The organism is Planomicrobium sp. CPCC 101110, from assembly GCF_007859395.1.
Taxonomy (GTDB): domain Bacteria; phylum Bacillota; class Bacilli; order Bacillales_A; family Planococcaceae; genus Planococcus.
Genome location: NZ_VOHD01000009.1, coordinates 173,737 through 187,902 on the forward strand (window position 1 = coordinate 173,737; position 14,166 = coordinate 187,902).

At 46.7% G+C, this 14,166-nt stretch carries 16 protein-coding genes; 6 read left to right on the forward strand and 10 right to left on the reverse strand.

Features of this window, described 5'->3' with window-relative positions; all coding sequences use genetic code 11:
* Positions 1 to 38: 38 nt before the first annotated feature.
* From FQV30_RS14875 to FQV30_RS14895, 5 genes are all read right to left on the reverse strand, one after another.
* On the reverse strand, positions 39 to 347 hold the full coding sequence (locus tag FQV30_RS14875; protein ID WP_146500938.1) for a DUF4870 domain-containing protein: 309 nt from the start codon (positions 345 to 347) through the stop codon (positions 39 to 41).
* A gap of 66 nt (positions 348 to 413) precedes the next feature.
* Entirely contained in the window at positions 414 to 1,397 is a 984-nt protein-coding gene (locus tag FQV30_RS14880; RefSeq protein WP_146501100.1) for a zinc-binding dehydrogenase, read from the reverse strand.
* Between the two features lie 30 nt (positions 1,398 to 1,427).
* A complete protein-coding gene (locus FQV30_RS14885) occupies positions 1,428 to 2,366 on the reverse strand; it encodes a ketopantoate reductase family protein (protein WP_146500939.1) in 939 nt (312 codons plus the stop codon).
* Positions 2,367 to 2,541: 175 nt separating this feature from the next.
* Positions 2,542 to 2,964 (reverse strand): acyl-CoA thioesterase, encoded by a 423-nt coding sequence (locus FQV30_RS14890; protein ID WP_146500940.1) that lies wholly within the window; start codon positions 2,962 to 2,964, stop codon positions 2,542 to 2,544.
* Between the two features lie 460 nt (positions 2,965 to 3,424).
* Entirely contained in the window at positions 3,425 to 4,387 is a 963-nt protein-coding gene (locus FQV30_RS14895; RefSeq protein ID WP_146500941.1) for a threonine ammonia-lyase, read from the reverse strand.
* Between the two features lie 140 nt (positions 4,388 to 4,527).
* Between FQV30_RS14895 and FQV30_RS14900 the strand changes: the two genes are divergently transcribed.
* The 3 genes from FQV30_RS14900 (at position 4,528) to FQV30_RS14910 (ending at position 8,177) form a co-directional block, all read left to right on the forward strand.
* Positions 4,528 to 5,085, forward strand: a complete 558-nt coding sequence (locus tag FQV30_RS14900) for an SLOG family protein (protein ID WP_146500942.1) — start codon at positions 4,528 to 4,530, stop codon at positions 5,083 to 5,085.
* A 110-nt stretch (positions 5,086 to 5,195) separates the two neighbouring features.
* A complete protein-coding gene (locus tag FQV30_RS14905; protein WP_146500943.1) occupies positions 5,196 to 6,686 on the forward strand; it encodes a glycine betaine uptake BCCT transporter in 1,491 nt (496 codons plus the stop codon).
* Between the two features lie 111 nt (positions 6,687 to 6,797).
* On the forward strand, positions 6,798 to 8,177 hold the full coding sequence (locus tag FQV30_RS14910; protein WP_146500944.1) for a Glu/Leu/Phe/Val family dehydrogenase: 1,380 nt from the start codon (positions 6,798 to 6,800) through the stop codon (positions 8,175 to 8,177).
* 68 nt (positions 8,178 to 8,245) lie between these two features.
* Here the strand turns inward: FQV30_RS14910 and FQV30_RS14915 are convergent, their stop codons facing one another.
* The 3 genes from FQV30_RS14915 to FQV30_RS14925 all read right to left on the reverse strand — a co-directional run bounded on the left by FQV30_RS14915 (position 8,246) and on the right by FQV30_RS14925 (position 10,929).
* Positions 8,246 to 9,160 carry a catalase family peroxidase gene (locus FQV30_RS14915; protein ID WP_146500945.1) on the reverse strand — a complete coding sequence of 305 codons (915 nt, stop codon included), beginning with the start codon at positions 9,158 to 9,160 and terminating at the stop codon, positions 8,246 to 8,248.
* Positions 9,161 to 9,226: 66 nt separating this feature from the next.
* Positions 9,227 to 10,006 carry an ABC transporter permease gene (locus FQV30_RS14920; RefSeq protein WP_146500946.1) on the reverse strand — a complete coding sequence of 260 codons (780 nt, stop codon included), beginning with the start codon at positions 10,004 to 10,006 and terminating at the stop codon, positions 9,227 to 9,229.
* Positions 10,003 to 10,929, reverse strand: a complete 927-nt coding sequence (locus tag FQV30_RS14925) for an ABC transporter ATP-binding protein (protein ID WP_146500947.1) — start codon at positions 10,927 to 10,929, stop codon at positions 10,003 to 10,005. The genes FQV30_RS14920 and FQV30_RS14925 overlap by 4 nt, the downstream gene beginning before the upstream one ends.
* Before the next feature lie 175 nt (positions 10,930 to 11,104).
* On the opposite strand from FQV30_RS14925, the gene FQV30_RS14930 reads away from it, so the two are divergent.
* Together FQV30_RS14930 and FQV30_RS14935 are read left to right on the forward strand one after the other, a co-directional pair.
* A complete protein-coding gene (locus FQV30_RS14930; RefSeq protein ID WP_146500948.1) occupies positions 11,105 to 11,374 on the forward strand; it encodes a GNAT family N-acetyltransferase in 270 nt (89 codons plus the stop codon).
* A gap of 100 nt (positions 11,375 to 11,474) precedes the next feature.
* The gene (locus FQV30_RS14935) at positions 11,475 to 12,743 is read left to right on the forward strand and encodes an erythromycin esterase family protein (protein ID WP_146500949.1); all 1,269 of its coding nucleotides are present in this window, start codon (positions 11,475 to 11,477) and stop codon (positions 12,741 to 12,743) included.
* Positions 12,744 to 12,823: 80 nt separating this feature from the next.
* On the opposite strand, the gene FQV30_RS14940 is transcribed toward FQV30_RS14935, so the two are convergent.
* Positions 12,824 to 13,501, reverse strand: a complete 678-nt coding sequence (locus tag FQV30_RS14940; protein WP_146500950.1) for a hypothetical protein — start codon at positions 13,499 to 13,501, stop codon at positions 12,824 to 12,826.
* A 129-nt stretch (positions 13,502 to 13,630) separates the two neighbouring features.
* On the opposite strand from FQV30_RS14940, the gene FQV30_RS14945 reads away from it, so the two are divergent.
* Positions 13,631 to 13,927, forward strand: a complete 297-nt coding sequence (locus FQV30_RS14945; protein WP_146500951.1) for a hypothetical protein — start codon at positions 13,631 to 13,633, stop codon at positions 13,925 to 13,927.
* A gap of 29 nt (positions 13,928 to 13,956) precedes the next feature.
* Here FQV30_RS14945 and FQV30_RS18020 read toward each other — a convergent pair whose 3' ends face one another.
* Complete coding sequence (locus FQV30_RS18020) at positions 13,957 to 14,130, reverse strand: hypothetical protein (RefSeq protein ID WP_186725688.1); 174 nt, start codon at positions 14,128 to 14,130, stop codon at positions 13,957 to 13,959.
* Between the last annotated feature and the right edge of the window lie 36 nt (positions 14,131 to 14,166).

Here is a 14,166-nt window from a genome sequence, read left to right on the forward strand (position 1 = left end):
CTTCGTCGCAATAAAAAAACGTCCTTTTGGACGTTTTTTTATTGGTACCAGCTTCCTACGATCGGGTAATCGAATCGGTCGCCGTTCAATGCTCTGATGATGCCTAGGATCGGGACGATGACTGTCATGATTCCGAAGACGATCAACATCGGGATGCCGATGATGATGACTGTCAGCAGCGAAGAAATAAACAGCAAGATCCCCATGGCAACTTGGAATAACAGGGCTTGGATGGATAGTTTCTTCACTTCATGGTCATCCGTGATAAGAAAGACGATAAATGGCACTAAAAACGGAGCAAAAAAGGCACTGGCATGGACAAGCACTTTCAATCCGGTATTTTGCATCTGTTTCATCTCCAGTCATTTTCTGATACCTATTATACGGATGACCGGTTGAAAAGTTTCATTTTCTCATTGGTCGATCTGCAAAACCACTTTACCGAATTGCCGCCCTTCCGACAAGTGGTCGAATGCCGCCTGGGCGTCTTCCAGCCGGAACACTTTGTCGACGTGTGAGTGGGTGTTGTGCTGTTCGATGTGGGCGAGCATATCGCGCAGCTCTTCCCTGCTGCCCATCGTCGATCCGAACAGCTGATACTGGCCGTAGAAGAATTGCCGCAGATTGAAATCAACATTATCTTCTGTCGTTGCACCGAAAATAACGATGCGCCCGCCTTTTTTCAACACTTCAAGCGAACGGTTGAATGTTGCGCGCCCTACGCTGTCAATAACAAGGTCAATGGTTTCTCCTGAAAGCTCTGTCTTCCAGTCGCTTGCCGTATCGATGGCAATGTCCGCTCCCGCCTCTTTGGCTTGCTCCAGTTTTTCTTTGCTTCTCGACGTTGCAATGACCTTTGCTCCGGCGTTTTTCGCAAATTGAATCAGATAAGTGGCCACTCCGCCTCCCGCCCCTGGAATAAAGACGGTGTCGCCTTTTTGGACTCCCCCTTTTGTAAACAGCGCCCGGTAGCCTGTCAACGCAGCCAACGCCAAAGAACCCGCTTCTTCCCATGACAAGTAGTCCGGTTTTGGCTCCACTTGCTCAGCCGACAATACAATTTTTTCAGCAAATGTTCCATGGTCTGGCATGCCGAGAATGTCGAACCCTTCCGGCGGTGCATCGCTGTTTTCATACCAACGCAAAGCCGGGTTCACAATCACTTCGTCTCCTACAGAAACATTCGTTACTCCTTCGCCGACCGATTCAATAACGCCAGCGCCATCCGAACCGATGATCAGCGCCTCCGGATGGTTGCCATGCCGCCTTACCAACCCTAAATCCCGGCGATTCAATCCCGCTGTCCGAAGAGAGACCACAACTTCACCAGCCCGCGCTTTCGGTTCTTCCATGTTTTTGATCTTCAATTCTCCCGCTTCGATTACAAATGCTTTCACTTCTGCCATCCGCTCCTCTTCCGCTTTATATTATCGTTCATCCTTTTTGGACTTTATGTATGTTTGTTCATAAAGCATCAGCTTGGTATAAATCGTTTCAAGAATCGGGACATCCACGTTGTGTTCGTTCGCCTTTTCCAGCAGATATCCCTGCAGGTGCTCCGCCTCAATCGGCAGTGATTTTTCTACGTCACGCTGCATGGAGGATTTCATGCCGGCTGCCATTGCATTGATTTTTTCTATTTGTTCTTGCGCTATCGTTTCTTTGACAGGCGCGCCTATTTTGAACATTATCTCAGCAAGTTCCTTGATAAATGCAGCAATTGTCCGACGTCCCGTCTCCAAGTCACGGATCGGGCCGATCGGCGATTCCATTGCAGCGGTAATCCCAGACATTGCAGCAATGAACAAATACTTATGCCACATATCCTGATTGATCTTTTCACTAAAAATAAACTCGGCTTTCGTGCCTTCGAATGCTTTTTGCAGTTTCATTACACGCTCTGTCTTTTCCCCCGTGCGTTCTCCGTAGACAAGTTGGTTTATCGGACTCGTCTGGATAACAGCACCGTTTTCGTCAAGTGTTGATTCGATAAAGCATAGACCGCCGATAACTGCGCTATCGCCGAATGCTTCTATTAAAACATCAATATGCGCAATGCCATTCAGCAGCGGCAAAATCATCGTCCCTTCTCCAACAAACGGACGGATATCTTCAATCGCGCCTCGAAGCTGATAAGACTTCGTCGAAATGACAACCACATCAAAAGTTGCGCCAGCATTTTCTGCAGTTATCAATTTCGGGACTAAGCGGCTGTCGCCGTTGACGCTTTTAATCTTCAATCCTGTTTCCTCAAGCTGCGCTTTTCGTTTTTCACGCACTAAAAATGTGACATCTTCCCCTTTTTCAAGCAACCGGCCGCCAAAATACCCGCCGATTGCACCAGCTCCCACAATAAGAATCTTCATCAGCGTTTCTCCTTTTCATTGCCTGTAATAATATTCATTGTGGCGCAAATTTTTCAATTGCGCCACAATTCTGCTCCTACTAGAATTAAGTCTATAAAGGGAAATCCGGTGAATGACGTCTACCGTTGCTATTTCCCGGGAAATTGCACAAATCGTATCATAGCAAATGACATTTTTATGCTTTGTGCTCTCTTTTATCCTTCCCCAAGTACTTTTCCAGTTTCTCTTTCAATTCAGCGGGCAACCTTTCACTTTTTTGTTTTTTAAAGTTGAAGTAAACAGCCCCCGCTTCTCCTTTGGCGATCAATTCACCTGTCTTTTCGTCCGTAATTTGATGCGCCAGCATGAAACTTGAATCGCCAAGACGGCTGACTTCCGTGGCAATTTTCAGCCGCTGGTTGAAATGCCCTTGGCGGACAAAATCGCATTGGGCCGAAATCAGAATGATTTTCCAATCAGCAATATCTGCACCTAATCCAAGTTCTTGAAAAAAGTCAGTACGGGCTTCTTCCAAATAGATAAAATAGCTGATGCTGCTGATGTGCCCCAGCGCATCCGTTTCGCTAAATCGCACTTTCACAGTTGTTTCATGGGCCATCCATTCCCTCTCCTTTCTGTGTTGCGGCTGCCGATTTTTATCCAGCATAACCAATGCCATTGCATTCATATCTGAATTTCCGTCAGCTGTTTTAAACTGACTGTTTGATTTGTGCAAAATACAGAATCTGTCCACTGGCGCTTTGGCAGCCAGAATACAAGCCGTTACAGCCTTTGAACGCCTGTCCAATTTTTTCTAAAATAAAATGTCCCTCAAGCTCTATAGTAACTTGAGGGACATTCATCATTCATTTTTCCGTGTCTTCTTTTTTCACCTTGGTCATCCTGACCTTTTCCATTCTTTCCCCATTTTTTTATGCGGCTGTTTGTTCTTGCTCATGTAATATGCCTCCTTTCATATGTACAGCTATTGCCTGGCGTTTTCAAGCCTCTTCCCGACACTTCATTTCAACTTGTTTTCCCGTTCAGCAACACGCTAAACAAGGCATTTCATTCTGTTTTCAGCTCTCAGGCAGAGTTGGCAAAAATTGCTCCAGCTGCCGAAGGTCCACATTGCCGCCGGACAAAATTGCGGCAATATTTTTGCCGGCAGCTTCAAATTTTCCGGAAAGTATAGCAGCAATCGCTACGGCGCTTGAAGGTTCGATGAGCTGTTTTGTCCGCTCGACCATAAACTGAAATGCTTCTTTGATCTCATCTTCCGACACCAAGACGATTCCATCCAAATGCTCCTGCAGAATCGGGAAAGTCAAATCGCCTGGCTGGGAAGTCCGCAGCCCGTCAGCGATTGTCTCAGTTCCTTGAATCGCTGTAATCCTGTTGGCAGCAAGCGATAAATACGTATCGTTAGCGATTTCCGGTTCAGCCGCAATCACCCTCAAATGTGGCTTGACTGCTTTAACAGCCGTCAAGATGCCGGCAATCAAACCGCCTCCACCGACCGGAACTACAAGGGTGTCCGCTTCCGGTACTTGATCGAGCAATTCCAATCCAACCGTGCCTTGGCCGGCGATAATATGCGGATGATCGTAAGGCGGCACATAAAATCCATTGTTTTCTTCGGCAAGCTGAATCGCTCTTGGTATCCTTTCAGCGGAAGTGGTGCCGCAATATACAACTTCTCCATTGTATGCTTTGATCGCTGCGACTTTTACGCGGTTTGCATCTTCGGGAACGACAATAATTGCTGGAATCCCGAGCTCCGCAGCAATATATGCGACAGCTTGTCCATGATTGCCGGATGAGGCCGCGGTAACAAGACGGGCGCCTTCTCTGACTGCATGTATGACCGCATTGGCAGCACCGCGCAATTTGAAAGAGCCGGTTTTTTGAAGATGTTCCGATTTGAGGTGAATGCGGTTTCCGCTTTTTGCATCCAGTAAAGCCGACGTTAAAACCGGCGTTTGGTGAATGATGCCCTTCAGTTCCTTTTGCGCTTTTTGCACATCGCTTAAACTGACCATATCTCTCCCCCTTTATTGAGGCTATTTTAGCACAAGTAATTCGATTATTCCGTCTTTATCAGCTTTAATTTCAGCTCCCGCCGAAGAAAGTATGCCATTGGCATGGTAAACTATCCTTATACAGGAAAGGGGCGGCTGCTATGCTGAAACGTTTAGTGATCACTGGATACAAGCAACATGAACTAGGAATATTCGACGACAAAAACCCTGGAATCCGCTTTATCAAAAAAGCGCTGGAAAACCGTCTTCGTTCCCTGCTTGACGAAGGGCTTGAATGGGTGATTTTGAGCGGACAGCTTGGTGTCGAAACTTGGGCGGCAGAAGTAGTGATAGACATGAAAAAAGAATTCCCGGACTTGAAGTATGCCGTCCTGACTCCTTTTCTCGAACAAGAAAAGAATTGGAATGAAACCAAGCAGGAAAAGTACCGCACAATTGTTGAACAAGCAGATTTCCATCGCAGTTTGACGAACAAACCGTATGAAGCGCCGTGGCAGTTTATCGAGAAGAATAAGTTTTTCCTTCGAAATTCCGACGGCATTCTTATTGTCTATGATGAAGAAACGGATGGCTCACCAAAATTCATCAAAAAAGAAGCGGACCGCTATGCTGAAAAAGCGGATTATGAGGTGCTGACGATTACTGCAGACGACCTTCGTATTGTGACCGAAGAAGAACAAATGGATGAGTGGGGATGATCAATCAGGCCAAGGGGCGCCTGATTGATTTTTTTGACATTTGACTAACTTAACTGCCTTCGGTAACCTTAAAGAATTGTCTTTGGGACTATTCATTTAAGGAGGAATCTATGAAGAAAGCTTCGAAAGTTTTTTACATCACATTTGTTTTAATTGTTTTAACGGTTGCCTTTGGAGTCATCGCACCAGAGATGTTTGAGAAAGTGACCGGAAATATCCGTTCGTTCATCGACACTTCATTTGGCTGGTATTATTTGATGCTCATGGCATTTTTGCTGATTTTCACTTTTATCATCATCATCAGCCCCTATGGAAAAATCCGGCTCGGCAAAGATGCTGACCGCCCCGAATTTTCGACCCTGTCTTGGATTTCCATGCTCTTTTCAGCTGGCATGGGAATCGGCCTTGTTTTTTACGGGGCTTCCGAACCGCTATCCCATTTCGCCATCCAGCCTGCTACTGCAGAACCAGGAACAGATGCAGCTTTTAAAGAAGCGCTGCAGCGAACTTACTACCACTGGGGTATCCATGTTTGGGCAATGTATGGAATGGTCGCTTTATCACTTGCTTTTTTCCAGTTCAGAAAAGGCCAGCCAGCATTAATTTCATCAACATTGAAGCCGATTTTCGGCAAAAAGATGGAAGGCCCCTTAGGGACGCTCGTCGATGTGCTTGCGGTTTTTGCCACTGTTTTTGGCGTAGCAACTTCGCTCGGCTTCGGTGCTGCTCAAATTAATGGCGGACTCGCTTACCTGTTCGGCATCGAGCAAAGCTACACTGCTCAAATGATTATTATCGGTGCCGTTACTGTCCTGTTCATCATTTCTGCATGGTCAGGGCTCAACAAAGGCATCAAGTATTTGTCCAACACTAATATGGTGCTTGCCGTCACGCTGCTGATCCTTGTGTTGGTCCTTGGCCCGACCATTCTTATTTTGAATATGTTCACTGAAACATTCGGCGCGTATTTCCAGAATTTAATCGGCCTTAGTTTCCAATCCGCTCCTCTTGATGCAGAAAACCGCAGCTGGCTGAACACTTGGACCATCTTTTATTGGGCTTGGTGGATTTCATGGGCGCCATTTGTCAGCATGTTCATCGCCCGCGTTTCCAAAGGACGGACTATCCGGGAATTTTTAATCGGAGTAGTAATCGCCCCAACGGTATTTGGCTCGATTTGGTTTGCCGCTTTTGGCACAACCGCAATTGATATTCAAAAAAGCGGCGTTGATTTGACGGCTTTCCCGACAGAGCAGACATTGTTCGCGATGTTCAGTGCAATGCCTATCGGTACATTGATGGCCATCGTGGCCATTTTGCTTGTCAGCACGTTTTTTATCACCTCTGCGGATTCCGCCACTTTCGTGCTGGGGATGCAGTCGACAAACGGGTCATTATTGCCAAGCAACCAGATCAAAATCTTATGGGGCATTGCCCAGTCGCTTGTAGCGGCAATCCTGCTGTCTGTAGGCGGCCTGACCGCCGTGCAAAACACCATCATCATTGCGGCTTTGCCGTTTTCATTCATCATAATTTTGATGGTCATTGCGTTATTCAAAGCATTGAGCGCAGAGCTTAAATTAGTTAAGCCGAAAAAATGAATCGTGACCGCCTTCCGATTATCAAATGGAAGGCGGTTTTTAGCATATACATACTTTTCACCAAGCGGGGTATAGGAAAAAGAAACCCAAAAAATGGAGGTGCTCAGCCCTATGGAAAAACAAACGAAAGCAATCATCCAAGATTCTTTGGATGCCTTGCTGGAAAATCGGGAGTTCTTGCCGGAACTGCAAGGATCCATGAGAAATCAAGCGTTCACTTCATTGAGCTCCATTCTTTCAACCCCTAACAAAATTCACAAATCGTTTCTTCGGATTCCATTGGATGATGGGCGTGTTGTCAGAATCCCTTCTTTCCGCGTCCAGCATAACAATGCATTCGGCCCTTACAAAGGCGGAATCCGTTTCCATGAAAGCGTTAATGAAGAGGAAGTTGTCAACTTGGCTTTTTTGATGACGTTGAAAAACGCGCTGCACAGTGTGCCATTCGGAGGCGGAAAAGGCGGAATCGTGTTGAACCCGCGAAATTTCTCGGAAAAAGAGCTGAATTTAATAGCGCGTAAATATGTACGCTATTTCTCGGATGTCATAGGGCCCGACAAAGACATACCCGCACCCGATGTCGGATCTGGCGCACGTGAAATGGATTGGATGATGACGGAATATAAGAAGATCACCAACGGCAGTGCATATCTTGGAAGCTTTACCGGCAAAAGCATTGAAAACGGCGGTTCACTCGGCAGAAGAGAAGCGACGGGCAAAGGCGTTTACTTTACATTCCGCTATTTGCTGCACGACTTCATAAAAGAAAACGAACAGCAGTTAAACTCATCTGACAATATTTTTGCGGCAACTGCCCTAGCCCACTATGACCGGCCATTGACAATGGCTGTACAAGGCTTTGGAAATGTCGGATCTGTTGCAGCGCTCGAAGCCTATAAGAGCACCCACATCAACAATAAAGTTGTAGCGGTCAGTGACCGCAACGTCACATTATATAATGCGGATGGTTTGGATATCCTGTCATTGGTCGAATTCGCGGCAACCAACCGCGGGGATTTGCCGAATACGGAAGAACAGCTCCAACAAGCCAAAGTGACAGCGGAAATCAGAGGACGCGATGAGCTGTTGACGATGCCTGTTGATGTTCTTTTGCTTGCCGCACTGGAAAACCAGATTCATCCGGAGAATATGAAGGACATTCAGGCACGCATTATCATTGAAGGAGCGAATGCTCCGGTTACGCAGGAAGCGGACGAATATCTGAGTGAACAAGGAGTTATCATCATTCCGGATATCTTGGCAAACGCAGGCGGAGTCATTGTTTCATATTTCGAATGGCTGCAGGGCCGAGAAACTCAATTCTATTCGGAAGAAGAAGTTTACCGGCTGCTCCTTGAAAAAATGAAAGATACGATGGATTTGATTTTCCCCCAATTTTTTGGAGATCCGTTCCCGCTACGCCAAAACTGCTATATCCATTCGGTCAGAAGATTATCCACGATTTTGTACCGCCAAGGCCAGTTGTATTAAAAAAGCACAAACAAAAATCAGCTGCCGTTAACTTTTAAAAAAACCGGAGCCAATAATGGCTCCGGTTTTTACATTCCTTTTGTCCGGCGGTCATGGGAAATGGAATAGGCTTCTTTCCGGAAGTTCAGGATGCGGTCTTCTGAACATTCGATGCCTTGAGTCGCCACAGTCGGATCAAAAATGACCGTTTCGGCGCTTTCCGCTTTTCCCGTAACCAGCAGCCGGCCAATTGCCAGCTTCTTTCGGTCGGCAGGCCATTCTTGAGTTGGATCGTCCGTCGGGTCCTCTTTTTCCCCAAGGACGATATTCAATTGAAAGGCGACCGGTCCTTTAGCAAGCCGGTCCTCGAAATCGGCTTTGTAGTATTCAATCGGCATTGATACGGCTTTTGCCAGCGACAGCGTATCCACTCCCGCTTCCGGCTCCCATTCATATTTGACCGGTCTTTTGTTTCCATGGGCATCAATGAAATAAAAAACATGGATGGCGTGATAACGCCCAGTGGCAAAACTGGCAGGTGCGTGCATTTTTTTCAAAACATCGATGCCCGCTCTGCTTTCCGGATATTTTGCGACCAATTGAGCCAGGTCTGCTATGCGTGGTTTTCCGTTCTTGAACGATTTCATGATGGTGAGCATTTCAGTAAACACTTCGGGCGTTTTAGCTACAAAAATAGGAGAATTCACTCCAACAATATTCGCCACAGCCGATTCCGGCAAGTGAAACTGGACCGCCATCCCTTTGACCGGCGACATGATATCGGTCCAAGTGGGATCCGGCGAGCTATGCGAAAAGCGGACAAGCGCCCTGGTTTCCCCTTGCTGGAAATGCGGTGCTGTCGTCAGTTCCGATGCTGCTCCATTCGCCGCAAAAACACCTTCATAAATATCCCCTCTGGCGTGGGCTCGCCGATAGCCCGGGTATCTCCCGAATACTTTCTCAATCTGGTTGACTGCGGTTTCCGCTAATGGTTGCTTTTCCATTTCATCACCTCGTTGCTTTTGCTATACCCCTTTACTGCCGAAGTTAATGATGATTTTGCAAAACACTTAGTATTGGTCTGCATATAGCCACCAGGCCCATGTACCGGCACCCCCCGCTAAACTGGCAGCAAGCACGATGAAAATATTGATGGCCTTTAAATCGTAGCCTTCCCCTGCCACACCGCTATACAGGGCCGGAATAGACCATGGAAAATAGGCGCCATAGCCGACAGCCGCTATGATTTGCGAAAACACGACCATCAAGACCACAAACCCTAAAGGAGCCAAATACCCCCTTCCCCAGCAAGCAAAAAAAGCGACGGGCGCACTTAAGCTGATGGTCAGCAAGGCCGTGATCACTATGGCAGCAAGACCATTTTGCAAAACTGACTGTGACCATCCGGCAAGGCCGATTCCCCATCCGATCACCATTCCCAACCCTGTAACATACAAGCTCAACAGACCGGTGGTGGCCATAACCGCCAAGAACTTGGCTGCAACTAGAACGCCTCTATGATATGGCAGTGCCAAGAGGTCTTTTATTGTCCTGTCTGTATACTCTCTGCCAAAAATCCAGCTTGCTACAAAGCCGAAAACGATAAGGCCCCCTACAGCAATGATTTGGGCCAACAATGAAAAATAAGCCGGCCAGCTGGCTTCTCCCGCAATCCGGGCTTTCGCGCCAAGCAAGCCTGCAGTTTTCGCAAATTCAGGATTCTTCAAGACAAACATAAAAAAGCCTCCCATCAATGGAGCGAAGGTAAAAGCGGCCAAAACAGCCCAGAGCAGTTTGCCTTTCCGAAGCTTCAAAACTTCTACATGCAGCACAGCCATTAAAGGATTCATAATCCCCCCTCTCCTTTCTGGCCTATAATCCGCAAAAAATAAGTTTCTAAATCTTCTTCCTCTACCGCCAATTGGGTCGGAGCAAAGCCCTGATAAACAAGGAAACGTGCTATGTCATCCGGGCGCTGGATCGCTTTTGCATCGTATGTCTCGATAAATCCATCCCTATTCAAGGAGGAGACAAATCCGGCAGATGCCATCGCTTCAAGAACCCCCTCTTTCTCGTGCGCCCCTATTACAAGCCGCCTGTTCAAAAGAAGATGCAGCCGGGCAGATTCCACTTCCTGGACAAGGCGGCCCTGGTGGATAATGCCGACCTTCGTCGCAATTTTGGCGATTTCTGTGAGCAGATGGCTCGAAATGAAAATGGCTACCCCTTCATCAAATGCCAGCTCCCGAAGAAATTCCCTAATCTCTACAATTCCGGCCGGATCAAGCCCATTGACCGGCTCATCCAATATTAAAATTTCAGGTTTGTGCAAAAGAGCTTTGGCGATTCCTAAACGCTGCGCATTTCCCAATGAGAGGTTTTTCGCTTTCTTATCGGCATAAGGCTTCAATTTCAGCCGATTGATCACGTTGTCCACCACTTCCGGATCAGAAATCAGGCGGAGCCGGCGAAAAGCGTGCAAATTTTCTCTTACCGTGAGTTCCGGATAGGCGTGCGGCGTTTCGACCATATACCCGACCTTCTTCCAGATAGCGTGATTTCTGAGGCTCACCTTTTCCCCATGGATAAAGCATGTTCCGGAAGTCGGTTTGATCATTCCCAGAAGCATCCGGATGGTCGTGGTTTTCCCGGAACCATTCAACCCGATAAAACCGTAAATCTCTCCTTTACCGACGCTTAGCGTAAGGTTTCCGACTGCTTGAAGCCCCTTATAGTTTTTTGACAATCCAGCGATTTCGATGAGTTTTTTCATGTCTCTTTGCTCCTTTTGCAGAAAGGATTGAGGTGAAAGCGACTTTATGCGAACAGTATGGGCTTTTGTCCGAAAAACTTCAATATGAAATTCAGGCGGAAGTTGCCTTTCATTGAATATCTCGTTAGATAACGGGAATACATATATAAAATCCAACCTTTAGGAGGAAACGGAAATGGACATGAAGCACGAAAACAATAAAATTTCTTTTTTGGACAACTCTGAAGAAAAGGCTTTTATTTCTTATGTTCCAGATGGCGAAGTGTTAACGGTTGATCATACGGTTGTCTCCCCAGAACTGGAAGGCCAAGGAATAGGCAAAAAATTGGTGGCGGAAATTGTTCAATATGCAAGGGACGAAGGAAAAAGCATTGATGCCCAGTGCCCGTTCGCCAATGCAATCATTGAGAAAACGCCTGAGTTCCAGGACATATTGGCGAAATGAGCAGCATCCGCGAAAGCGGATGTTTTTTGTTCCCCCTATAGTTTCTCCCCCTTCCGTTTTGTGGAACACTTAAAACAAACAGCAGAAAGGGGTTTTGGCCATGTCCCAACCGCTTGAAGAAGCAGTCAAAAAATACGCGCAGCCGTTCCAGTCGCCCCAGGATTTGACGGCGGTGCTCGATGCCATTGGAGATGCAAAAATTGTCATGCTCGGTGAAGCAAGCCATGGCACATCCGAGTTTTATACCGTCCGTGCGGAATTATCGAAAAGGCTGATCCAAGAAAAAGGATTCACGTTGATAGCAGTCGAGGGCGACTGGCCGTCATCACAGCAAGTCAACCGCTATATCCGGGGCTATAGCGGCAGCGGCAAAAGCGCTGAGGAAGTGCTGCAGTCGTATAGACGGTGGCCAACTTGGATGTGGGCCAACGAAGAAATTGCCGACTTTACCCGCTGGCTGAAAAAATACAACGAGAATACTGAACGACAAGTCGGTTTTTATGGAATCGACGTTTACAGCCTATGGGAATCGATGGAGGAAGTTGTGCAGTATTTGACTGTTGCAAATCCAGCCGGAGGAGATTTGGATTTGGCGAAAAAAGCGTTTTCCTGCTTCGAGCCATTCAACCGCCAGCCAGAAAAATACGCGATTTCCACCGCGAATTTCACAGAAGTCTGCGTCGATGAAGTATCCAAACTCTTGTCTTCGATCCGCAGCAACGAAGAACATTATAAAGATGATCAGGAAAGCGGCCTGAATTTGGAAATCAACGCGCTGGTCGCAAAAAACGCGGAGGATTATTACCGGGCGATGGTTCAAAGCGGTGAGATTTCCTGGAATATCCGTGATGAACATATGGTTGAAGCCATCAACGAAGTGTGCGATTATCACGGACGCGATGCTAAAATCATCATTTGGGAACACAATACCCATATCGGTGATGCCCGGGCAACTGATATGAAAAGGGACGGCATGCTCAATGTCGGACAGGTACTGCGTGAACAAAACCGGTCGCAGGATGTTTTTGCTGTCGGCTTTGGCACTTATCAAGGCACCGTCATCGCTGCGGATTCCTGGGGAGCCCCGCATGAACGGATATCCGTCCCTCCCGCCCGCATCAACTCTTGGGAAGAAATTATGCACCGTTCCGGCGCCTACGATAAATTGTTGATTTTCAATGAAGAAAACCGGCCGCTGTTCGAGGATTGGGTCGGTCACCGAGCCATCGGTGTAGTCTACAATCCCGAATTCGAAGCCTATGGCAATTATGTCCCCTCCAAAATTTCTCAGCGCTATGACGCCTTTATTTTCTTGGATGAAACAAAAGCCTTATCTCCTTTAAAAGTCGAAAATCCGATAATTGATTAGTCCGATTCATTCCCTCCGTCTTATTTCAATGCCTTACAAATTCAAAGAAAAATGGCAGACCAGGGATGGTCTGCCATTTTTCATATAAAACCGCCGTCGTTAAGGCTATACAAGTAATTCCAGTTGTCGGCTTTATACAATGCGTGGATTGTCAGCCGCTCCCCTGTCCCTAATGTTACTTCTTCCTGAGTAATGGCCACTACCATTGCGGTCGCTCCATTGTCCAAGTTCAAATACACATCACCAATGGATGGCCTTAGTGCATGCTTTTCTTTTATCGTGTCTTCCAGCTTTGCGTCTTCTTCCAACAGGTCTGCAGGCACCTTGGATTTGTCCTGATAGGTTATATCATTGCTGCCGGGTTCTTCCCCAGGGACCATTACATAAAACTCCCTGGCTTTTACTGTATTTTGGCGAGTGGTTATTACATCTTTCCCTTCGACCGTTTCAACTTTTTCAAACTCGTTCAAGGAGTAATGGTCCATATAATCCGGATCCGGCTTGGTGATCAAGATATAGCCGCCTTCTTCTGCTGCACGGTCTTCCCGAAGGGTATACTTTGCCCCTAAAAACAAAAACGAATCCATATGTTTCGGTTTGTAGTAAGTTACCTCTTCCGCTTTGCTTGCCACTTGCTCCATATCTTTGATCCGAAACATCAAAATTGATTTTTTAGCTAGGGGCTTAATGGAATAAATTTTGTGCAGCTCATTATTATAGTAAACAAACTGGCCTTTGCGCGCTTGAATTAATTTCATATTTTCCCCTCCAATACTTGTATTTCTCCTCTGTAGATTTTAGAGGAAATAACAGCAGAAGTCCATGCAATCGATAAAATTGTCTGGTATGGTAGAACAAGCAAAACGGATGGGAAGGTGAACAAGCGGATGGACTTTAAAAATCGGGATGAATTCATCATCAAAAAATACCAGCAAGATGAAGAAACGATGATTCAGCTTTATGTGCAATGGTGCTTGAACCATGGTGTGGATCCTGTTGCCTTATACCAGCGCGCCTATCCTGGACAAGCACAAAACGGCGCTTTGCTGAAAGCGACGGAAGAAGCCGGCCAGGAACATATGGAAATTGGACACGACACTCTTTTAGAAGTGCTGCAACTGTTCGGCAATGACGATTTGGCTTTTGCCGTCACAGAAGAAATCCAAAAGCTCCCAAAACGCTGAAAGGCCAAGTGCTTAGTGCACCCAGCCTTTTAGCGTTTTTTCTTCCTCAATTCTTTCGCTTTGTTTTCAATATGGCTGGTTCGAAGGTTTTCATAGCGATTCGAAGCTATGTTGCTGTAGATTTTGTCCAAATGCGAGCGGATTTCCTTTTCATCCGATTCTTCCCCAGGCCCAACCTTCTCTTGTGCCCTTTCCTTTTCCATCTGCTTCACCCCTCCGTGTTCATGCAATTCTTGCAA